The organism is Sutcliffiella cohnii (assembly GCF_002250055.1).
In the GTDB taxonomy this organism is placed as follows: domain Bacteria; phylum Bacillota; class Bacilli; order Bacillales; family Bacillaceae_I; genus Sutcliffiella; species Sutcliffiella cohnii.
Genome location: NZ_CP018866.1, coordinates 3272804 through 3295964, shown reverse-complemented (window position 1 = coordinate 3295964; position 23161 = coordinate 3272804). Strand labels below are relative to the sequence as shown.

Sequence of the window (23161 nt, the reverse complement as noted above, 5' to 3'; positions counted from 1 at the left end):
TATAAGAAACACCATCTAATTTTAAAAGTTGCCTTACAGCAATTTGTGAAATTATATGGTGTTTTTTCTTTTTGTATAAAATATGAGGTTGTGAAGCTCACACATCTCTATTTTATCAACATCATCCCTAAAACTCTCTATCTACACTTGTACTCAACATTAATCATTGATAAACTTGACTCAAATCTTTTTTGACTAGTAGGACGGTATAAATATGAATGATAAAAAGAAAAAAGTAGTTCCGTTTCCCAATTTAAAAAAGCGACTGTTAGAAAAAGCGATGGAATCGATGAAGGAAAGAAAATTTGAAGAAGCTCTTATTCTATTCGACCAAGCGCATGATAATTCTTTTGCCCATAGTGAAGTAGAATTAGGTAGTGTTGTATGTTTAATGGAATTAGGGCGCTTAACAGAAGCAAAAAACCGTTGTAAGAAGATGTTGCGAGAAGATGTTGGGGATTATTTTCACGTTTTACAAATTTATATTACGATATTAATTCAGTTAAAAGAATATGATGAAGTGAAAGTAACCATTGAAGCAATATTACAGGAAGATAAAATCCCTGCTGAACAAGCGCAAACGTTTTTTAAGTTATTAGACTTTGCGAGAAAAATGCTACCGAAAGGTGAATTTGAGGAATATAAAGAAGCACCAACAGATGATACCGTAAGTGACAATCTCTTAAAAGGGACTGTTCAAGAGCAATTTGGTGCCCTCCAACGTTTAAAAAGCTTAAATGCAAGGAGTTATCGGGAAGCAATTGAAACATATTTATTAGATGAAAGAATGCACCCTATTTTAAAAACAATACTGTTAGAAACATTGCATGATCAACAGTGGGATGACGAAACGAAAATAACGAAACTAGGACAAACAGTTTTAGTTCGTCCATCAAAGATGGACTTCCAAGAGATGGACCCGTTTTTTGCAGAGATAGGAAATCTCATAGAACGGCATGTATACTCCGAAAATCCGAGCCTTTTTGAAGCGTTAAAAGGGATGGTTTTTAAGTACCATACTGTTGTTTATCCTGTTGGGATGAACGAGGAAAATGCTAGTGCATGGGCTGCGAGTATACATTTAATTGGTCAACAGCTATATGGTATAGAAGATTCAATGGAGAAACTCTCACAATTATATAATGTAACTTTAGAAGATATAGAAAAAGTGAGCACCAAAGTACAAAAACTAGAAGAAATTTCATATTTGCAATTATAATCGAATCTGTTGAACTCCATGGATGTTATGTTATAATGTAAGGGTTGTAAACTGTAGTATTAATAATTTCCTTGTTTTTTTCATAGTAAATATGGAAATACAGTAGGAGACGGGTTCACCACATACATAGAAGTGGTCCAAACATTCGGTAATGATTTGTCAATTTTAAAAACAGCCATTACTATAGAAAAAATAGATTTTTTGGAGGGAAAAGTATGTCTGCAAAATGGGAAAAGTTAGAAGGAAATGAAGGTGTATTAACAGTTGAAGTTGATGTTGATACATTTAACAATGCCCTTGATGAAGCATTCAAAAAAGTAGTTAAGAAAGTAAACGTTCCAGGATTCCGTAAAGGAAAAATGCCTCGTCCGATGTTTGAAAAACGTTTCGGCGTGGAATCATTATATCAAGACGCTCTTGATATCCTACTTCCAGAAAGCTATGCAAAAGCAGTGGAAGAAGCAGGAATTGAACCAGTTGATCGTCCAGAAATCGATATCGAAACAATCGAACAAGGTCAACCAGTTGTATTTACTGCAAAAGTTACAGTAAAGCCTGAAGTAAAATTAGGTGAGTACAAAGGTCTTGAAGTTGAGCGTTTAGAAGCTACAGTTACAGACGAAGAAGTAGAAGCAGAATTAAAATCATTACAAGAGCGTCAAGCTGAACTTGTTGTAAAAGAAGAAGGTACCGTTGAAAATGGCGATACTGTAGTAATGGACTTTGAAGGATTTGTAAACGGTGAGGCTTTCGAAGGCGGAAAAGCTGAGAATTATTCTCTAGAAATCGGTTCTGGTTCTTTCATCCCTGGTTTTGAAGAGCAACTTGTTGGTTTAGAATCTGGAGCAGAAAAAGATGTGGAAGTAACATTCCCAGAAGAATACCATGCTGAAGATTTAGCTGGTCAACCTGCAGTATTCAAAGTGAAAGTTCATGAAATTAAAGGAAAAGAATTACCAGTGCTAGATGACGAATTTGCTAAAGATGTAGATGAAGAAGTTGAAACTTTAGATGCATTAAAAGCTAAAACGAGAGAGCGTTTAGAAACTGCTAAAAAACAAGATGCTGAAAATCACTTAAAAGATACTTTAATTGAAAAAGCAACAGAAAATGCAGAAGTTGACGTTCCAGAAGCAATGGTAAACACAGAATTAGACCGTATGCTACAAGAGTTTGAGCAACGTTTACAAATGCAAGGTATGAATTTAGAACTTTACTTCCAATTCTCTGGTCAAGACGAAGAAGCTCTACGTGGCCAAATGAAAGAAGATGCAGCTAAACGTGTGAAAATGAATTTAACATTAGAAGCAATCGTAAATGCTGAAAACATCGAAGTAACAGAAGAAGAAGTAAACAGTGAATTAGAAAACATGGCTACAATGTACAACATGACTGTTGATCAAATTAAGCAAGCATTAGGAAATGCTGAAGGCTTAAAAGAAGATTTAAAAATTAGAAAAGCAATCGATTTTCTTGTAGAAAACAGTAAAGATGTTGCATAATATTGAATAAGGAACAAGGCGCGACTTGCTCGTGCCTTGTTTTATACACAAAAGGCCTTTTTCTACATACAGTTTTGAAAGCAAAGTGTTAATTTTATGTTACATGGTTACAATAGTATGGACTCTTCTTTTCAATACTAATAAAGTACATAGCGATTTTTTTATTAACAGCAATTGCAAAAGATATGGTAAAATGCAGTACATAACACATAATTAGAAATAGTAGTATCCGAATATTTAGTGGATGGACGAGAAGAGAGAGAAATGATAAGGGGTGAAACGTTATGTTTAAGTTTAACGATGAAAAAGGACAATTGAAATGTTCTTTCTGCGGGAAAACACAAGATCAAGTGCGAAAACTAGTAGCAGGTCCGGGCGTATACATATGTGATGAATGTATAGAATTATGTACCGAAATTGTAGAAGAAGAGCTTGGAACTGAGGAAGAAGTAGAATTTAAAGATGTACCAAAACCAAAAGAAATTCGTCAAATATTAGACGAATACGTTATCGGCCAAGAAGCAGCTAAAAAAGCGCTATCCGTTGCAGTATATAACCACTACAAGCGTATAAATTCCAACAGTAAAATAGACGAAGTAGAACTTGCCAAATCTAATATTGCAATGATTGGACCAACTGGTAGCGGTAAAACATTACTTGCACAAACGCTAGCGCGTATTTTAAATGTACCTTTTGCAATTGCTGATGCAACTTCATTAACGGAAGCAGGATACGTTGGGGAAGATGTAGAAAATATTTTACTTAAATTAATTCAAGCTGCAGACTACGATGTAGAAAAAGCAGAAAAAGGTATTATTTATATTGACGAAATTGATAAAGTAGCACGTAAATCAGAAAACCCATCCATTACACGAGATGTTTCTGGTGAAGGTGTACAGCAGGCACTTCTGAAAATTTTAGAAGGTACTGTTGCAAGTGTGCCACCTCAAGGTGGACGTAAGCATCCTCATCAAGAATTCATTCAAATTGATACAACAAATATTCTATTTATTTGTGGTGGGGCTTTTGATGGAATTGAATCAATTATTAAGCGTCGATTAGGGAAAAAAGTTATTGGTTTTGGTACGGAAGGTAAAATGGACGAATTAGAACAGAAAGAATTACTTTCTAAAGTTCTTCCAGAAGACTTATTAAGATTTGGACTTATTCCTGAGTTTATTGGTCGTCTTCCTGTTACAGCAAGCTTAGAGCCATTAGACGAAGAGGCATTAGTTGAAATTTTAACAAAGCCGAAAAATGCACTAGTTAAACAATACAGTAAAATGTTAGAACTAGATAATGTTGAATTAGAATTTGACGAAGCAGCACTTAAGGAAATTGCAACTAAAGCAATTGAACGAAAAACCGGTGCACGTGGACTTCGTTCAATCATTGAAGCAATTATGCTTGATGTGATGTTCGAATTACCTTCTCGTGATGACATTCAAAAATGTGTTATTACAGCGGAAACAGTTAAAGATGATGTTCCGCCAAAATTAATTTTAACGGACGGTTCAGAGTTACAAGAAGATAAAACTTCTGCTTAACAACAAACCTTGATGGCCTATGCTATCAAGGTTCTTTTTTATTTTTAAAGAGATAACAGTGTAAAATAGTTTTTTAATATAATAATTCATGGAAATTCACAGTGTTATATCCAAATATTATCCAATTAATAAATAGTTGTTTATTCCACCATTTGCACGGAAATACTAGCAAATAATCACAACTTAGAGTGCAGGAGGATAACTATGAATTGGACAGGTATTGCGCTGTTTATACAATTATTTTTTGGGATTATCATTGGGCTCTACTTTTGGAATTTATTACGAAATCAACGTACACAGAAAGTATCAATTGATAAAGAGTCGAAGAAAGAAATGGAACAACTTCGAAAGATGCGTAGCATTTCGTTAACAGAGCCATTAGCAGAAAAAGTAAGACCAACTTCGTTCAACGATATTGTCGGACAAGAAGATGGAATAAAAGCTTTAAAAGCTGCTATTTGTGGACCGAATCCGCAACACGTCATCATTTATGGTCCTCCTGGTGTAGGGAAAACAGCAGCAGCACGACTCGTATTAGAAGAAGCAAAAAAGAATAGTAAATCTCCGTTTAAACCGAGTGCTATTTTTATTGAGCTAGATGCAACGACAGCTCGGTTTGATGAAAGAGGAATTGCAGATCCGTTAATTGGATCGGTTCATGATCCTATATACCAAGGAGCAGGAGCAATGGGACAAGCGGGTATTCCTCAACCAAAGCAAGGAGCCGTTACACACGCGCATGGTGGTATGCTCTTTATTGATGAAATTGGAGAGTTACACCCAATACAAATGAATAAGCTTTTAAAAGTATTAGAAGATCGAAAAGTATTTTTAGAAAGTGCTTATTATAGTGAAGAAAATACTCAAATTCCAACACATATTCATGAAATTTTTCAAAAAGGTTTACCAGCCGATTTTCGTTTAGTTGGAGCTACAACGAGAACTCCAAACGAAATTCCACCAGCCATTCGGTCTCGTTGTATGGAAGTATTTTTTAGAGAGTTAGATCAAGAGGAATTAGCGGTAGTAGCGAGAAATGCTATTGAAAAAATTTATATGAAAGCACAAGAAGAAGGTATTCAATTGCTTGCTTCCTATTGCAGAAACGGTCGCGAAGTAGTCAATATGATGCAAATTGCTGCAGGTTTAGCAATAACGGAAGATCGCGAGGAAGTAACAGTGGAGGATATTGAATGGGTTGTACATTCCAGTCAACTATCGCCGAGAAATGAACAAAAAATTAAAGAAAAAGCACAAACTGGTTTAGTAAACGGATTAGCCGTATATGGACCAAACACTGGTGCATTATTAGAAATAGAAGTCACAGCTATTCCTAATGAAGAGAAAAAAGGGACAATTAATATTACAGGAATTGTTGAAGAAGAAAGTATTGGCAATCAAGGAAAATCGATACGCCGTAAAAGTATGGCAAAAGGTTCTGCTGAAAATGTTATTACAGTGCTCCGTGCGCTAGGTGTTCCTGCTGCTGATTATGATATACATATTAACTTTCCAGGGGGAATACCAATTGATGGACCTTCTGCTGGGATTGCAATGGCAACGGGAATTTATTCGGCTATTTTCAAATTACCAGTCGACAACTTAGTAGCAATGACCGGAGAAATTAGCATTCACGGTTCAGTTAAACCAATTGGTGGGGTTATTCCGAAAATAAAAGCTGCTAAACAAGCTGGAGCAAAGAAAGTAATCATCCCTCATGAAAATATGCAGTCAATTTTGAAGGAAATTGACGGAATTGAAATTATTCCAGTGAAGCAATTCCAAGAGGTGTTGCAAGTTGCTCTTCTTAGAGAAGTATCTGCAATAGAGGATGAGCATATCGACAAAGTAATTTCTGCTACATTACCGATCACTCAATCTGAATCAGTATAAAGATGAAGGCTCCTCACTATGTGGGGAGCCATTTCCTTTTCATTTTATATGCCTAGAACAACTACGACAGGGTATACTAATTATAGAAAATATAAAAGCTTTCTTCTTGCACTTACCATACTTAAAAGGTAAAATTTTTAGTACTATACATAAAATAGTCCCATTCGAACAATGGTACTTAAATTAGTGATGAATTTTAAAAAATAGAAAAGAACAACGTGGATAGAGCGTTCGGAGGTGTACTATGGCAACGAATAAAGAATATAAAATACCTCTACTGCCTTTACGTGGATTAATGGTTTTTCCAACGATGGTATTACATTTAGATGTAGGTAGAGATAAATCAATTCAAGCTTTAGAGCAAGCGATGTTAGAAGATCAATTAGTCTTGCTAACAACTCAAAAAGAAGTTGGGATTGATGATCCAACTGAAGATGATTTATTTGATTGGGGAACATTAACGAAAGTAAAGCAAATGTTAAAGTTACCAAATGGAACTTTACGCGTACTAGTAGAAGGGTTAGAACGTGCAAAAATAGAAGAATTGATCGAGGAAGAAACACATTGGGAAGCTCGTATCGTTACGTATCCAGATTTAGAGGACAAAGATACAGAAGACGAAGCTTTAATGCGTACGCTACTAGAGTATTTTCATACATACACAAAGTTATCGAAAAAAACTTCTATTGAAACATATCATACTGTTTCAGATATTGCAGAACCAGGTAGGCTGGCTGACATTATTACGAGCCATTTACCGCTTAAAATGAAAGACAAGCAAAATATTTTAGAAATAACAGATGTGAAAGAAAGACTGCAACAAACTATTAGCTACGTGAATAATGAAAAAGAAGTGCTGCAACTTGAAAAGAAAATTGGGATGAGAGTAAAGCGTTCAATGGAACGTACCCAAAAAGAATATTATTTACGTGAACAAATGAAGGCCATTCAAAAAGAGCTTGGTGAAAAAGAAGGTAAATTAGGGGAAGTAGACGAGCTAAAGCAAAAAATGGAAAAAGCTAAAATGCCTGAGCATGTAGAAAAAACGTTCTTAAAAGAATTAGACCGTTATGAAAAAATCCCTACAAGCTCCGCTGAAAGTGCCGTTATCCGAAATTATTTAGAATGGTTATTATCCTTACCATGGTCTATTTCTACAGAAGACCAATTAAATATTATTCGCGCAGAAGCAATTTTACATGAAGACCATTACGGGTTAGAAAAAGTAAAAGAGCGTGTGCTTGAATATTTAGCTGTTCAACAATTAACACAATCGTTAAAAGGACCTATCCTTTGTTTAGCGGGTCCTCCTGGAGTTGGTAAAACATCTTTAGCAAAATCAATTGCAAAATCGTTAGGAAGAAATTTTGTTCGAATTTCTTTAGGTGGCGTTAGAGATGAATCAGAAATAAGAGGACATCGTAAAACATACGTTGGTGCAATGCCAGGTCGAATTATTCAAGGAATGAAAAAAGCAGGTACGATTAACCCAGTATTCCTATTAGATGAAATAGATAAAATGTCAAACGACTTCCGTGGCGACCCATCTGCAGCCCTATTAGAAGTGTTAGACCCGGAGCAAAACAGTAACTTTAGCGATCATTACATTGAAGAAGCATATGATTTATCTAATGTAATGTTTGTTGCTACAGCCAATAATTTAGCAACAATTCCTGGTCCTTTACGTGACCGAATGGAGATTATTACGATTGCAGGTTATACGGAACTGGAAAAGCTTCATATTGCAAAAGATCATCTATTACCGAAGCAAGCGCGTGATCACGGCTTAACGAAAGGTACGTTACAAATGAGAGACGATGCCATCCTTTCTTTAATTCGCCATTATACGCGAGAGGCAGGTGTACGCTCGTTAGAACGTCAAATCGCTTCCATTTGTAGAAAAGCGGCAAAAATTATCGTTTCAGGTGAAAAGAAACGTATCGTAGTGACAGAAAAGGCAATTGTAGAATTCCTTGGTAAGCATATATTCCGCTATGGTCAAATGGAAGAAGAAGACCAAGTAGGAGTAGCGACAGGATTAGCATATACGACAGTAGGTGGAGATACCCTTTCAATTGAAGTATCTATCTCTCCAGGTAAAGGTAAGTTAATACTGACGGGTAAACTAGGGGATGTAATGAAAGAATCAGCACAAGCTGCATTCAGTTACATACGTTCGCGTGCAGCAGAATTAAATATTGATCCAGATTTTAATGAGAAAAACGATATTCATATTCACGTTCCAGAAGGGGCTGTACCGAAAGATGGACCTTCCGCAGGGATAACAATGGCAACAGCCTTAATATCAGCCCTGACTGGTAAACCTGTTAGAAGGAATGTCGGGATGACAGGTGAGATTACGTTACGTGGCCGCGTTTTACCGATCGGAGGACTGAAAGAGAAATCGTTAAGTGCCCATCGAGCTGGGTTAACGAAAGTTATTTTGCCTAAAGATAATGAAAAAGATTTAGAAGATATACCGGAAAGTATAAGAGAGCAATTAACATTCGTACTAGTTTCCCAATTAGACGAAGTGTTACAACATGCATTAGCAGGAGAGAATTCATGAAAGTTACACAAGCAGAAATCGTTATAAGTGCCGTAAAACCAGAGCAGTATCCAGTTGAGATGCTCCCAGAATTCGCGCTGGCAGGAAGATCAAATGTAGGAAAATCATCTTTCATTAACAAAATGATTAACCGTAAAAATTTAGCCCGTACTTCATCAAAGCCAGGTAAAACGCAAACATTAAATTTTTATTTAATTAATGAACTGTTACACTTCGTGGACGTACCAGGTTATGGATTCGCGAAAGTTTCTAAAAAAGAGCGTGAAGCTTGGGGACGTATGATAGAAACGTATTTAACAAACCGGAAACAATTAAAAGCGGTATTATTAATTGTTGATTTACGCCATCCGCCATCTAAAGATGACGTAATGATGTATGATTTTCTAAAGCATCATGAATTACCGGTGGTTGTCATTGCTACAAAGGCGGATAAGATTCCGAAGGGCAAGTGGCAAAAACATGTTAAAGTAGTGAAAGAAACGTTAGATTTAGATCCTCAAGATGAAGTTATTACTTTCTCTTCTGAAACGGGTCAAGGGAAAGATGAAATTTGGGGTATTATTAAAAATAGAATGTAGTATGTTAGGAAGAAACCTTACCGTAGTGTGAGGTTTCTTCTTTTTCGTCTTTGTTATTGTAATTTAGTTATAGTAAGTACGTTCCTCTTCGCTACGAACATTTGCTTTCCGCGGGCGTGGCTTGAGCCTCCTCCTCGCTTACGCTCGTGCGGGGTCTCAAGGCTCACGCTACTCCCGCAGGAGTCAAATGTCCTCCGCTTCGATCCACTCACGGTTCAAAATTTTGTAAAACCTATACGGAAGGTAAAACCGCTATATCCTGTTGGCATATTCCATATTACAAGCTACACTTGTGTGGGTATCTTCAGTAGGCTAATGTGTTTGAATTCATCTCTCTTTGTTCTAAAACTTAGATAATGAAATATTTTAAAAGCTCTAAATTTAAATCTCCATATGTATTCCTCATTTGCAATGACAAAACAAGTTCTAATTGTCCCAAATATTTAATAAAAATAAATAAGCTTACAATTTGTACAGCCTCCAAGTAGTAATCATGAATATGGTGGAGCATGATGGGGGATCTCTTTGGATGTACGAGTTATGTGGCTCTGTTGGTTTAATATACAGAATTATTAATAAATTTGTTTGTATATGCAATTTGTAGAAAGAAGCGTCTATTGCTACCATTTTAAGTAGAGAAAAAAAGGGGGATAAAAGTATGAAGAAAGTGTTGATTGTTGCTGTTTTCTTTTTGTTAACGATGGTTATAGCAGCATGTGGAACTAGCTCGGGTGGTTCAAGTAGTGAAGGGGCAGTGGAAACAGAAGAAGGATATAAATTAGTAAAAAAAGATAGTTTCTCCTTTGCTTCTTCGGGAGAATTTAAGCCTTTTAGTATGACAGATGGTAGTGGAGAAATGTCGGGCTTTGATATTGACGTTGCAAACGCAGTAGCGAAAGAACTTGGCCTAGAGCCTGTTCAACATAAGCAGTCTTTTGCAACGATTGTAGAAGGTGTGAAAAATGGACGTTTTGATGTAGCCGTTGCAAGTCATACGATCACGGAAGAACGTTTGAAAGAAATTGACTTCTCTATTCCTTACTATTATTCGGGTGCCTAAATTTTTGTTCGTCCAGATAGTGATATTCAAACTTTAGATGATTTGAAAGGACTAGAAGTAGCTGTTTCTCGCGGGTCCACCTATGCGGATTTAATGAGTGAAGTAACAGATAATATCATTTATTATGATAGCGATGTTGTAGCGTTAGAGACTTTAAACACTGGTCGTCATGATGCGGTAGTAACAGACTTCGTAACTGGTAGAGAAGCGATTGGTGCCGGAATGGTGTTAGAGGGTCGTGAACTTTTAGAGCGAAGTGAACAGGCAATCGGAGTTGCGAAAGGAAACGATAAATTGTTAGAAGCTATTAATGAAGCATTGCAAAAGCTACGTGATAGCGGAGAATTAGCTGAAATTAGTGAGAAATATTTTGGAGAAGATATCACCACAGACCCTGACGACCAATAATGTAAAATGGCAAAATGTGTGGCGGCTTCGTCACACATTTTTTATTCAAGAAAAAGTAGATTAATAGAAGCTAGAGGAGTGTGATGAAATTTGCCGACGTTAACACATTTTTTTGACGTACTTTTCAGTAGTTCGGATATATTCATTGAAGGGGCAATGAAGACTTTTTATGTAACGATTGTTTCGATAGCTTTAGGACTTATAGTTGGGCTTTTCATTGCCTTTTTAAAATTATCAAAAATAAAAATACTAGAATTTATAGCTAATATGTATATTTATATTGTTAGAGGAACACCACTCATAGTTCAAATCTTCTTCTTTTATCACGGTTTAGCCCAATTAGGAATTAGTGCTTTTTGGTCTGTAACGTTAGCGCTAACTTTCCATAACGGTGCCTATATTGCAGAAATATTTAGAGGCTCCATTCAATCGATTGATAAGGGGCAAACAGAGGCAGCCCGCTCATTAGGAATGCCTTTAAGCTTGACGATGCGGAGAATTATTTTACCTCAAGCGTTTAAAAGGGCATTACCACCTTTAGGTAATCAGTTTATCATCGGATTAAAAGATTCTTCCCTTGCGGCATTTGTAGGTTATTATGAACTGTTTGCTAGAGCACAAACGTTAGGAGCAAATACGTTTGACTATATGACACATCTATTAGTTGTAGCTGTTTACTATTTAGTACTCGTTGGAATTTTAACGGTTATAGTAAATCGTTTAGAAATGAAATTTTCTGCAAATGAAAGGTAGGGTGAAGCAGTTGGAAAATAAACAGATGATCGAAGTACAAAACTTAAACAAATCATTTGGAGATTTACATGTTTTAAAAGACATTTCCTTGTCTATTAAAAATAAAGAAGTTGTATGTTTAATAGGAGCTAGTGGTTCCGGGAAAAGTACGCTACTACGCTGCTTGAACTTTCTAGAATTAAAAGATAGTGGTTCTATTGTTATTGACTCTAAGGAAATTGATATTAAGAAGGATGATTTAAATAAAGTAAGGCAACGAGTAGGAATGGTGTTTCAACATTTTCATCTCTTTCCTCATATGACCGTTCTTGAAAATGTAATAGAAGCGCCAATCCAAGTTAGCGGGCTTTCAAAAGAAGAAGCGGAGGAAAGAGCGCATGATTTATTGAAAAAAGTAGGTCTTGAAGATAAAGTAAACGTTTATCCAGAAAAGCTATCGGGTGGTCAAAAACAGCGTGTAGCCATTGCCCGAGCCTTAGCAATGAAACCGGATGTAATGTTGTTTGATGAGCCAACTTCAGCACTAGACCCAGAGTTAGTTGGGGAAGTGTTAAGAACGATGAAGCAGCTTGCATATGAAGGAATGACAATGGTCGTCGTTACCCACGAAATGGGCTTTGCTCAAGAAGTAGCCGACCGTGTTATCTACCTTCACGACGGTAAAATAGTCGAAGAAGGAGACCCAGAACAAGTATTCAACAACCCAAAACACGAAAGAACAAAAGAATTCCTAGATGCGGTTTTATAAATAAAATATTATAGGTAATGCCTACAAAAAAATTGCATCATGGGAGATGGGATAGGTGAAAACGGTGATAAGGTTTTAGGTTTAAGGTCCAGAACCGTGAGTGGAACGGAGCGGAAGACATTTGACTCCTCGAAAATGCTATCGCATTTTCTTCGTGCGATGTAATGCTGCCGAAGCGTTCCTTGTCCTGCGGGAGTAGCGTGAGCCTTGAGACCCCGCACGAGCGTAGCGAGGAGGAGGCTCAAGCCACGCCCGCGGAAAGCAAATGTCTGTAGCGAAGTGAAACGGATACCGATAACTACTAGCTATATTTTTAAGCTAGAAACCCATTCAAAATATATTAATTAAAAGAAAAACTCTCCTTTATTATCATTAGGAGAGTTTTTTAATGTATAAAATTATTTCCTTTTAAAGAATAATAAGTATATACCTATAATAATAAAAAATAATGGCCAAAATGTGTGAAGAAAGGAAAATCCTTTCTCGAACATGCCGAGAAATGAGTTAGAAAATAAGAAGAATCCTGAAATTAACAATAACACAACACTTTCCAGCAAACCTTGCTTAGTTTTCAACCAACGTAGAAAAAAACCAATCGCTACAATTAATATAATCATAGCAGCATCATCTGGCCAAAACGCAAACTTATTTTTTACTTGAAAGTGGACTCCAACACCAAGTAGAGCAATTCCAGGCAAAATATTTCCGGCATCACTTTGTTTATACGCTTGAATGACAATACCTAGGCCGATTATGAGCAAAAACGTGGTCCATGTAAAAAAGCCATCCCAAATCTCAATATGTAATTGTTGAAGTAAAAAGTAAACACCAAAGCCAACTAGTAAAAACCCAGATAAAAAACTATTTTTTTTCATACTCTCTCTCCAATTCAATCTCTTGATATTCAACCTATATTTTGTTAATCTGATAACGGATATAAAATTAGAATAATTATAAAGTATAAAATTCAATTCATTTTCTGTTCACATTTTACCAAATGTTTTAGTAAATAGTCATGTTATAATGAAAACAGTGAGAAATTTTTTGGGGGTGCTATTACAAATGCACATTATCATGGTCGGTCTAAACTATAAGAATGCCCCTGTAGAAATCAGAGAAAAATTAACTTTCGATCCTTCCGAAATTGAAGGGGCAATGATCGAATTAAAAGGGCGTAAATCAGTTTTAGAAAACGTTATTGTTTCAACGTGTAATCGTACGGAAATATATGCGGTAGTAGACCAAGTTCATACTGGACGTTATTATATTAAATCATTTCTTTCCGATTGGTTCGGAATAGATAAAGAAGACTTTTCACCTTATTTAAATATATATGAAAAAGATGGTGCTGTGGAGCATTTATTCCGAGTTGCTTGTGGACTTGATTCGATGGTGTTAGGGGAAACGCAAATTTTAGGTCAAGTTCGTAGTAGTTTCTTAACAGCCCAAGAGAATGAAACAGTAGGAACGATATTCAACCATTTATTTAAACAAGCTATAACTGTAGCAAAGCGTGCACACTCCGATACAGACATCGGGGCGAATGCCGTTTCTGTTAGTTATGCAGCGGTAGAGCTTGCGAAAAAGATTTTTGGAAATCTACAAGACAAGCATGTACTCATTTTAGGCGCTGGTAAAATGGGAGAATTAGCTGTTCAAAACCTTCATAGTAATGGCGTAGAAAAAGTAACGGTTATGAATAGAACATTAGAAAAAGCTGAAACGTTAGCAAATAAATTTGCTGGCCAAGCCGTTTCCTTAAAGGAAATGTCATGTGCCTTAACAGAAGCAGATATTTTAATTTCTTCTACTGGTGCTAAAGATTATGTATTAACGAAAGAAGATATGATTCACGTAGAGAAGATTCGTAGAGGCCGTCCATTATTTATGGTCGATATTGCTGTTCCACGTGACTTAGACCCAGCAATTCAAGAGTTAGAAAATGTTTTTCTATATGATATAGATGATTTACAAGGAATTGTCCAAGCTAACTTAGCTGAACGACAAAAAGCTGCCGAAGCAATTGAGCTCTTTATTGAAGAAGAACTAGTAGAATTTAACGAATGGTTAAATATGCTAGGAGTTGTTCCAGTAATTTCTGCACTCCGTCAAAAAGCGTTAGGTATTCAAGCTGAAACAATGGATAGTCTTCAACGTAAATTACCTAACTTATCGGAAAGAGAAATTAAAGTGTTAAACAAGCATACGAAGAGTATTATCAATCAAATGCTTCGCGATCCTATTCTACAGGCTAAAGAATTAGCAGGTAAACCGGATGCAGATGATTCGTTACAACTTTTCACTAAAATATTTAATATAGAAGAAGCAGTACTAGAAGAAACGAAATCTCAATACTATTCGCTCCAACGAGAGAAGGGCACTTCCAATAATGTCGCAATCGTAGCTCATGCGACTATGCAATCGTAAGTGAGGACAAAAAAAGTATGCTAGAGATTACTATAGCTAGGCTATATGAATTTATGACAGTTCTATACGCCTTAAGTGTGCTCTTATATTTTATTGATTTTCTTCATAAAAACCGGAAGGCCAATAAAACAGCCTTCTGGTTACTTGCAATTGTTTGGGTGCTTCAAACAATTTTTTTGTTTTTGCGGATGCTAGATACAGGGAGAATACCTATTCTCACGTTGTATGAAGGAATGTTTTTTTATATATGGGTGTTAATTACCTTGTCATTAATCATTAATCGACTATTAAAAATTGACTTTATCGTCTTTTTTACAAATGTAATAGGGTTTCTAATAATGGCAATTCATACATTCACTCCGTATCAACATGGCTCTCAAGTAGTTGCTCAACAACTGGAATCAGAGTTATTAATTTTCCATATAACGTTGGCTATTCTTTCGTATGGTGCCTTTTCTTTATCTTTTACTTTTTCATTACTATATTTAATCCAATATGAGCTGTTGAAAAAGAAAAAATGGGGAAAGTTGCTACTACGAATTCAAGATTTATCGAAGCTTGATCATATGTCCTATGTGCTAAATGTAATAGGTGTACCACTTTTTTTATTATCATTAATTTTAGGTACGATATGGGCTTATATGAAAATACCTCATTTCCATTGGTATGATATGAAAGTAATTGGCTCTGTTCTTGTATTAGCCTCTTACAGTTTATACTTATATAAACGACTGAGGGAAGGGTTAAGTGGCAAGGCTATTGCTAATTGGAATATTATTGCGTTTTTAGTAGTCCTTGTAAATTTCTTGTTATTAGGTAGATTATCAAATTTTCATTTTTGGATATTGTAAAAAGCCTAAAGATAGAGCTTTAGGTAAGGAGGAAATATGAGAAAAATTATTGTAGGGTCAAGAAGAAGTAAATTAGCGATTACACAAACTAACTGGGTAATCGAGCAATTAAAAAAATTAGGTGCACCTTTTGAATTTGAAGTAAAAGAAATTGTGACAAAAGGCGATCAAATTTTAGATGTTACGTTATCTAAAGTTGGTGGGAAAGGTCTTTTCGTAAAAGAAATTGAACAAGCGATGATGGATAAAGAAATTGATATGGCAGTACATAGTATGAAAGATATGCCTGCAATATTGCCACCAGGTTTAACAATTGGTTGTATACCTTTTAGAGAAGACCATCGCGATGCTTTTATTTCAAAAAATCATGTGAAATTTGAAGATCTACCTTCTGGTGCTGTAGTAGGAACGAGTAGTTTACGCCGCGGTGCTCAGTTACTAGCAAAACGTAATGATATTGAGATAAAATGGATTCGTGGTAATATCGATACGAGACTAGCAAAATTGGAAACAGAAGACTACGATGCGATTATTTTGGCTGCAGCTGGACTTGCACGTATGGGATGGTCTCGTAACGTAGTAACGGAATTCCTTGATGATGAACTATGTGTTCCAGCAGTTGGGCAAGGAGCATTATCGATAGAATGCCGTGAAGATGATCACGAACTATTAGAAGCGCTTCAACTATTAAACGATCCAACAACAGAAAAGGCAGTTAAAGCAGAGCGATCCTTCCTTCATAAAATGGAAGGTGGTTGCCAAGTGCCAATTGCAGGCTTTGCAACAGTGAAAGAAAATGGAGAGGTAGCACTAACAGCATTAGTCGGTGCACCGGACGGATCGGTTATTTATAAAGAAACGATTACTGGAGAAGATCCAATCGAAATCGGTTTAGATGCAGCAAAGCTACTAACAGAACAAGGTGCAAAAAAATTAATTGACGATGTAAAAAAGGAGCTTGAAAAGTAATGGAAAGTCGATTACCGCTTGCAAATAAACGGATTGTTATAACAAGAAGTAAAGAGCAAGCAGTAGACTTTTCTAACAGGATTGAGCAGTTAGGAGGGGCTGTTATTACTGTCCCTCTTATTCAATTTTCGTTTCCTAAGGAAGTTGATATTTTGGAAAACGAGCTTGCTGCTAATGTTCAGAACGCTGATGTCATCGTCTTTACTAGTGTGAATGGAGTAGATTTTTTTCAGAAATTATATAATGGGAAAATGAATGCTCAAATAGCAGCAGTAGGTACAAAGACTAGGAAAGCACTTCAAAACATTGGATTAGAAACAACGATGATGCCGAACTTTTTTACGGCGGAGCATTTAGTGGAAACATTGAAAGAGCATGTGCCTTTACATAAATCTATTTTATTAATCCAAGGAAATTTGGCCCGACCAGTATTGCGTGAACAACTGCAAAGTTTAGGGTACAATGTAAAACAAATGATTGTCTATGAAAACAAAGTGGATGAGCAAGGTGTAGAAGCTTTGGAACAATTAAAGAAAGATTCAGTCGATATGATTACGTTTACAAGTCCCTCTACTGTTCATTCATTTTTATCAAGAATTAATCAAAATGAAGTAAATGCAAAAGTAGCCGTTATCGGTCCGATTACGAAAAATGCAGCTGAAAAAGCGGGACTGTCTGTACATGTTTGTCCGCCTGAGGACTATACAACAGATGGACTAATACGAGAGATTGTCGCTTATTACTATAAGGAGGAAAACTAAAATATGAAAGAATTACAATTTCAACGTCATCGCCGTTTACGTTCTTCTCATAGTATGAGAGCGTTAGTGAGAGAAACATACTTACATAAAGAAGATTTAATTTACCCGATTTTTGTAGTAGAAGGGGAAAATATTAAAAATGAAGTTCCATCTATGCCAGGGGTATTTCATATTTCATTAGATTACTTACAGGCAGAAATGCAAGAGGTGACAGATTTAGGTATTAAATCTGTAATCGTATTCGGTGTCCCTGCAGAAAAAGATGAGCTAGGAACGTCAGCCTATCACGATCATGGTATCGTTCAAAAAGCTGTTGCTCAAATTAAACAGTCTTTCCCTGAGTTAGTCGTTATTGCAGACACTTGCTTATGTCAATATACTAGTCATGGACATTGTGGCATCGTCGAAGAAGGACAAGTATTAAATGATCCGACGTTAAATTTATTAGCACAAACTGCAGTTAGTCAAGCAAAAGCTGGTGCTGATATTATCGCTCCGTCGAACATGATGGATGGCTTCGTAGCAGCTATTCGTCAAGGATTAGACGAAAGTGGATTTGAACATATTCCTATCATGTCTTATGCAGTAAAATATGCTTCAGCCTTTTACGGCCCATTCCGTGACGCTGCCCATAGCTCCCCACAATTCGGTGATCGTAAAACGTATCAAATGGACCCAGCTAACCGAATGGAAGCATTGCGTGAAGCGGAATCAGATATTATGGAAGGTGCTGACTTTTTAATTGTGAAGCCGGCATTATCTTATCTTGATATTATTCGCGATGTAAAAAATAACTTTAACGTTCCGATGGTTGCTTATAACGTAAGTGGAGAATACTCGATGATTAAAGCAGCTGCTCAAAACGGATGGATCAATGAACAAGAAATCGTAATGGAAATGTTAACGAGTATGAAGCGCGCTGGCGTAGATTTAATTTTAACGTATCATGCAAAAGATGTAGCACGTTGGCTATCTGATCAAAAATAAAAGGTAGAGGGTGAATTCAATGAGAAGTTACGAAAAATCGAAACAAGCTTTTAAAGAAGCTGTTAAGTTAATGCCTGGTGGAGTAAACAGTCCAGTACGTGCGTTTAAATCGGTTAATATGGATCCGATCTTTATGGAACGTGGAAAAGGTTCAAAAATATACGATGTGGATGGGAATGAATATATCGACTATGTTCTATCTTGGGGTCCATTAATTCACGGTCACTCTAATGATCGTGTAGTCGAAGCAATAAAAAAAGTAACGGAAAATGGGACGAGCTTCGGTGCGCCAACATTAATAGAAAATGAATTAGCTAAACTAGTTATTGACCGTGTTCCATCTATCGAAATTGTTCGAATGGTAAGCTCTGGTACGGAAGCGACAATGAGTGCGTTACGCCTAGCTCGTGGGTATACTGGTCGCAACAAAATATTGAAATTTGAAGGTTGTTATCATGGCCATGGAGACTCTTTATTAATTAAAGCAGGTTCTGGTGTGGCAACACTTGGTTTACCTGATAGCCCTGGTGTTCCTGAATCCATTGCGAAAAATACTATTACCGTTCCTTATAACGATTTAGAAAGCATTCGCGTTGCGTTTGAGCAATTTGGAGATGACATTGCGGCTGTAATCGTAGAGCCTGTTGCAGGTAATATGGGAGTTGTCCCTCCACAACCAGGATTTTTAGAAGGATTACGTTCTGTAACAGAAGAATACGGTTCCCTTTTAATTTTTGATGAAGTAATGACAGGTTTCCGTGTAGACTACGGCTGTGCGCAAGGCTATTTTGGTGTAACACCTGATTTAACTTGTTTAGGAAAAGTAATCGGTGGCGGGCTACCTGTTGGTGCTTACGGTGGAAAAGCAGAAATTATGGAACGAGTTGCTCCAGCTGGGGACATTTATCAAGCTGGTACATTGTCGGGTAATCCGTTAGCAATGACAGCTGGCTATGAAACATTAGCACAACTAACTCCTGACACATACAAAGAATTTGCGAGAAAAGCAGATCATCTAGAAGATGGACTACTTTCGTTAAAAGCAAAATATGATATGCCATTAACAGTTAATCGTGCAGGTTCTATGATTGGTTTCTTCTTCACAAACGAAGAAGTTACAAACTATGAAAAAGCAAAATCATCTAACTTAGAATATTTTGCAACCTACTATCGTGAAATGGCTAATAATGGTGTATTTTTACCACCTTCCCAGTTTGAAGGATTATTCCTTTCTACTGCCCATTCCGATGAAGATATCGAAAAAACATTACAAGCAGCGGAAAAAGCATTTGCTGTTATAAAAGGTTAAATAAAAAATGCCAGGTACTTTTTCATTTAAGTATCTGGCGTTTTTTTTGTGGATGATTTGAAAGGAAATCATGGCACATCTAGTCTCGAACATGATGCAACGAGCGGTTAAAAGTCAGCATCTTAGACCTAGTGGTGCAATGAAGTCCATAGTTGGTGCAACTCGACCCTTAATTTGGTGCAACATCAAAGCGAAATGGTGCATGCCTGTTCAAAAGTCAGCAAAAAAGACACTGTGGTGCAACGAAGACCAAAGTTGGTGCAACTCGACCCTTAATTTGGTGCAACCCGCACTTAATTTGGTGCAACACCCATCCAAAAGTCAGCAACCGACAAAGACACCGTGGAACCACGAAACTGATCTTCCCCTTCAGACGTGTTTAAATAAAATCAGAGTTTTTTTCTCTTCAAATCAAACATGATTTCGTATTTTATTCATATTTTTCAATATTCCTTCATACATCTTAAATGACATAGTAAAATTTTTTTAGGTTGGAAAGGAGGAACCCCTTTGTCTTCAGAACAACAATCGTGCTTACGCTTTTCAGTAGAAGAATCGGTTTGGTTTCAAAAGGGACAGGAAGTTCGCGAGCTTATATCGATATCATTAGATCCAGAAATTCAAATCTATGAACAAGACCAATACGTTTCCATCAGGGGAGCTTTATATTTAACTGGTGAATATTATTCAGAAACGGAAGCGGATGATGATGAAAATGAGACGTTTGCACAGGCTCGTTACGTGGAAGGAGTAGTGGAAAGAGAGGATGGCACATTTGAATTAGAACATCGCTTTCCAGTAGATATAACAATCCCGCGTAATAGAATTCAAAATTTAGATGACGTGTACGTTGCCGTCGATTCATTTGATTATTCCACTCCTGCGCGAGGATGCCTTCAATTAGATGCAGAGTTATCCATATCGGGTATTTATGGTCAGCAACAAACTGTTCCACCGGTAGAAGAAAAAGAAGAAGAGCCACAACAATTTCACCGTGATGGACAAGAAGAAGAGGAAGAATATGATCCATTTAAATATTACTTAGAGGATCGCGCTGAAGAAGAGGTTCAGGTAACGAACGAAACTGCATATGATACTACAGATTTCCAGGAAGAAGCAGTAGTGTCCGAGCAAACAACGGAACAGGACCAAGATGAAGACGATGATGTATATGAGCCATTTCAAGTAGAAGTAAGAAAAGATCCTACTTTAGAAGAGGAACCGGTAGAAGAAGTGGTGGAGCAAGAAGCAGAAGCAGAGGAAGAAAGAGACGAGGAGGAAGAATCTTCGTACACTGAAAATGTCGTTCAATCCCCAGTTGTTGCTCTTCAGGCTAGCTCTGCGGAAGAACCAAAAGATGAAAATAAAAACATCGTATCTTTTTTTGCTAAAAAAGAAGAGCGTGAAGATGTAGAAGAAAAAGCACCTGTAGCAAAGTTTGATGGAAAACAGGAAGAGGATGAGGAAAAAGTACGCGATGAAAACAACCTTTCTCTTACAAAAATCTTTGCAGAAGAAGATGGATCAGACTTTACTCGTTTAAAGATTTGTATCGTACAACATGGCGAGACAATTGATTCCATCGCGGAAAGATACGACGTAACCATTCAACAACTAATTCGAATGAATGGCCTAGCATCAGATGCTGACGTCTCAGAAGGCCAATTAATTTATGTACCAGCTGCGGCTTACTCTAATTCTTAACAGTACATTTTCAAGTGAGTGAGGATTTCCTTCCTCACTTGTTTTTTGAAACAACTATACAAATAAAATGATTTAAGCTGTACACAAAAACTAGCTTGAAAGAAAGTGAGTTAAGTGTTATGCAAACAACGAATGAACAATATGCTGAAAGTATTTTAAGGCAATATGGGGTAGTGCCAGAACTTTTACAATCATATAGTCATAACGTTTGGCGTGTTGGAACAAAAGAAGGCAATTATGCTTTGAAAAAAATTGATAAAAATCGAGCATATGCACTCTTTATGAACATTCATTCCCTATCACAACGAGGGGTTTCTTCTGTTGTTCCTATTTATAAAACACAACAAGGTTTTTATTTCATAGAGAATCAAACAGATTCCTACTATTTAATGCCTTGGGTCGAACATCAAGAGGAAAGAGAAGCTGATTTTAAAGATAGTCTAATGTTTAAAGAATTGGCAAAGCTTCACAACATAACAGTTAAAGAAAAAGATTACGAGCTTGATGATATTACTTCTTTCTATGAAAAAACAAAAATAGATTGGAGACAAGACGAAGAGCGCCTAAACCAATTTGTAGACGATTGTGAGAAGAAAATTTACATGTCACCATTCGAGCTACAAGTATGTTCCTTCGCAACGGAGATAGGAAGTGCGTTAAGGTTTGCTCTGCAGAAGCTAGATAGTTGGTATGATGAGATTAAAGAAGCAAAAAAGCACCGTACTGCCATCACTCATGGTGCAGTATCCTTTCATCATTTTTTAAAAGACAAAGAAGGTCGTGGATATTTTATTAGCTGGGAGAAAGCCCGTAAAGCAGCACCGGCCAACGATTTAATTGCTTTTTACCATCGTTACTTACGAACATATCCGATGTTTTGTGACGATTGTGTTGACTGGTACTTTGAATATAGCAATGCTTTTCCGTTAAAAGACCATGAAAAAGCATTAGCCCTAGCATACTTAGCGTATCCGCGCCAATTTATTTCAGTGCTAAATAAGTATATAGAAGAGAAACGATTAAAAAGAAGAAAAGGGGAGCGCAAACACGTGACCCACATTTTAGAATCGTATTGGCTCGCGAAAAACATTGAATATGTAGCAGGTCGCATAAGTCAAATTGAAGAACAGAAAAAAATGCAAAGTACCCAGTCGTCATCATAGTGACGCTGGGTACTTTTTCGTTAAAGCCATTCAAGATGAAAACAGACAGCTAATGTTATACATAGTGCTAATATAAGGACGTCAAAGGTAGTTGGTAAAAAGATTGTTCGAATACCTTGAAAGATCGAAATTGGAATAATAAACTGGGCGCAAACTGCCCGAACTTGACGCAACCACGGTGGTAACGAGTATGGATTGTATTTTCTCATCAATTCTTCCCCTTTCGTTGTTTCCTACTACTATGTTAGAGGTGGAAGAGGGAGTTAGCATTAGCCCCCAGCCAATGTGCCTGATATTACAACGTATGATATTAGGCGATAAATAGTGCCCATTTTGACACGAAATTGTTTTGATTTGAATAAATTATGAAAAAGATGGAGAAGCTTATTGACGAAATCATTATTTATTAGGTAACATATATAAGTAAATAAATTAAACGAAATACAGTGACAGGGAAGAGTACAATCGAAACCCCTTCAGAGAGAGAGGCCCAAGGCTGAGAGGCTTCTTAGGAAACGTTTCATTGGAATGTCGCCCTTGAGTAGCTTTGGTGAAGTAAAAGTAGTCAAAGCCGGTGAAGAGCCGTTACTTCATTTAAGAGTACTAGGAGTAGTCTATCTATTTCTAGTAAAAAAAGGTGGTACCGCGAAACTAACTCCTTTCGTCCTTTTATTGGATGAGGGGAGTTTTTATATTTTTCAGGAATTTTTCAG

Annotated in this window: 18 protein-coding genes, 1 pseudogene and 1 other annotated feature; of the genes and pseudogenes, 17 read left to right on the top strand and 2 right to left on the bottom strand. The window is 36.7% G+C overall.

Features of this window, described 5'->3' with window-relative positions; all coding sequences use genetic code 11:
• The first annotated feature begins 214 nt into the window (after positions 1 to 214).
• The 9 genes and pseudogenes from BC6307_RS16520 to BC6307_RS16480 all read left to right on the top strand — a co-directional run bounded on the left by BC6307_RS16520 (position 215) and on the right by BC6307_RS16480 (position 12277).
• Complete coding sequence (locus tag BC6307_RS16520) at positions 215 to 1219, top strand: tetratricopeptide repeat protein (RefSeq protein WP_066420241.1); 1005 nt, start codon at positions 215 to 217, stop codon at positions 1217 to 1219.
• Positions 1220 to 1434: 215 nt separating this feature from the next.
• Positions 1435 to 2721, top strand: coding sequence for a trigger factor (gene tig, locus BC6307_RS16515; protein ID WP_066420240.1), 1287 nt, complete (start codon positions 1435 to 1437; stop codon positions 2719 to 2721).
• 284 nt (positions 2722 to 3005) lie between these two features.
• Positions 3006 to 4268 carry an ATP-dependent protease ATP-binding subunit ClpX gene (clpX, locus tag BC6307_RS16510; protein ID WP_066420239.1) on the top strand — a complete coding sequence of 421 codons (1263 nt, stop codon included), beginning with the start codon at positions 3006 to 3008 and terminating at the stop codon, positions 4266 to 4268.
• Positions 4269 to 4472: 204 nt separating this feature from the next.
• Positions 4473 to 6161, top strand: coding sequence for an ATP-dependent protease LonB (gene lonB / locus BC6307_RS16505; RefSeq protein ID WP_066420238.1), 1689 nt, complete (start codon positions 4473 to 4475; stop codon positions 6159 to 6161).
• 244 nt (positions 6162 to 6405) lie between these two features.
• On the top strand, positions 6406 to 8730 hold the full coding sequence (gene lon, locus BC6307_RS16500; RefSeq protein ID WP_066420237.1) for an endopeptidase La: 2325 nt from the start codon (positions 6406 to 6408) through the stop codon (positions 8728 to 8730).
• Complete coding sequence (gene yihA, locus BC6307_RS16495; protein ID WP_066420236.1) at positions 8727 to 9308, top strand: ribosome biogenesis GTP-binding protein YihA/YsxC; 582 nt, start codon at positions 8727 to 8729, stop codon at positions 9306 to 9308. The genes lon and yihA overlap by 4 nt, the downstream gene beginning before the upstream one ends.
• A 658-nt stretch (positions 9309 to 9966) precedes the next feature.
• A pseudogene (locus BC6307_RS16490) lies at positions 9967 to 10776 on the top strand (transporter substrate-binding domain-containing protein).
• 90 nt (positions 10777 to 10866) lie between these two features.
• Positions 10867 to 11529, top strand: coding sequence for an amino acid ABC transporter permease (locus BC6307_RS16485; RefSeq protein WP_066421993.1), 663 nt, complete (start codon positions 10867 to 10869; stop codon positions 11527 to 11529).
• 10 nt (positions 11530 to 11539) lie between these two features.
• Complete coding sequence (locus tag BC6307_RS16480; protein ID WP_066421990.1) at positions 11540 to 12277, top strand: amino acid ABC transporter ATP-binding protein; 738 nt, start codon at positions 11540 to 11542, stop codon at positions 12275 to 12277.
• 398 nt (positions 12278 to 12675) lie between these two features.
• On the opposite strand, the gene BC6307_RS16475 is transcribed toward BC6307_RS16480, so the two are convergent.
• Positions 12676 to 13152 carry a LiaF transmembrane domain-containing protein gene (locus BC6307_RS16475; RefSeq protein WP_066414424.1) on the bottom strand — a complete coding sequence of 159 codons (477 nt, stop codon included), beginning with the start codon at positions 13150 to 13152 and terminating at the stop codon, positions 12676 to 12678.
• Positions 13153 to 13339: 187 nt separating this feature from the next.
• On the opposite strand from BC6307_RS16475, the gene hemA reads away from it, so the two are divergent.
• The 8 genes from hemA to ysxE all read left to right on the top strand — a co-directional run bounded on the left by hemA (position 13340) and on the right by ysxE (position 22448).
• Positions 13340 to 14704, top strand: a complete 1365-nt coding sequence (gene hemA / locus BC6307_RS16470) for a glutamyl-tRNA reductase (protein ID WP_066414422.1) — start codon at positions 13340 to 13342, stop codon at positions 14702 to 14704.
• A 17-nt stretch (positions 14705 to 14721) separates the two neighbouring features.
• The gene (locus BC6307_RS16465) at positions 14722 to 15555 is read left to right on the top strand and encodes a cytochrome C assembly family protein (RefSeq protein WP_066414420.1); all 834 of its coding nucleotides are present in this window, start codon (positions 14722 to 14724) and stop codon (positions 15553 to 15555) included.
• Positions 15556 to 15591: 36 nt separating this feature from the next.
• The gene (gene hemC / locus BC6307_RS16460) at positions 15592 to 16524 is read left to right on the top strand and encodes a hydroxymethylbilane synthase (protein ID WP_066414417.1); all 933 of its coding nucleotides are present in this window, start codon (positions 15592 to 15594) and stop codon (positions 16522 to 16524) included.
• Complete coding sequence (locus BC6307_RS16455) at positions 16524 to 17285, top strand: uroporphyrinogen-III synthase (RefSeq protein ID WP_066414415.1); 762 nt, start codon at positions 16524 to 16526, stop codon at positions 17283 to 17285. Before hemC ends, BC6307_RS16455 begins: the two co-directional genes overlap by 1 nt.
• 3 nt (positions 17286 to 17288) lie before the next feature.
• A complete protein-coding gene (gene hemB, locus BC6307_RS16450; RefSeq protein ID WP_066414414.1) occupies positions 17289 to 18272 on the top strand; it encodes a porphobilinogen synthase in 984 nt (327 codons plus the stop codon).
• 19 nt (positions 18273 to 18291) lie between these two features.
• Positions 18292 to 19581 (top strand): glutamate-1-semialdehyde 2,1-aminomutase, encoded by a 1290-nt coding sequence (gene hemL, locus BC6307_RS16445; protein ID WP_066414412.1) that lies wholly within the window; start codon positions 18292 to 18294, stop codon positions 19579 to 19581.
• A 510-nt stretch (positions 19582 to 20091) separates the two neighbouring features.
• Positions 20092 to 21285 (top strand): stage VI sporulation protein D, encoded by a 1194-nt coding sequence (gene spoVID, locus BC6307_RS16435; RefSeq protein WP_066414407.1) that lies wholly within the window; start codon positions 20092 to 20094, stop codon positions 21283 to 21285.
• A 119-nt stretch (positions 21286 to 21404) separates the two neighbouring features.
• Positions 21405 to 22448 carry a spore coat protein YsxE gene (gene ysxE / locus BC6307_RS16430; protein WP_066414405.1) on the top strand — a complete coding sequence of 348 codons (1044 nt, stop codon included), beginning with the start codon at positions 21405 to 21407 and terminating at the stop codon, positions 22446 to 22448.
• Between the two features lie 20 nt (positions 22449 to 22468).
• Here the strand turns inward: ysxE and BC6307_RS16425 are convergent, their stop codons facing one another.
• A complete protein-coding gene (locus BC6307_RS16425) occupies positions 22469 to 22657 on the bottom strand; it encodes a hypothetical protein (RefSeq protein WP_084380318.1) in 189 nt (62 codons plus the stop codon).
• Positions 22658 to 22885: 228 nt separating this feature from the next.
• Positions 22886 to 23120 (top strand) — a binding site (T-box leader).
• Positions 23121 to 23161 lie beyond the last annotated feature (41 nt).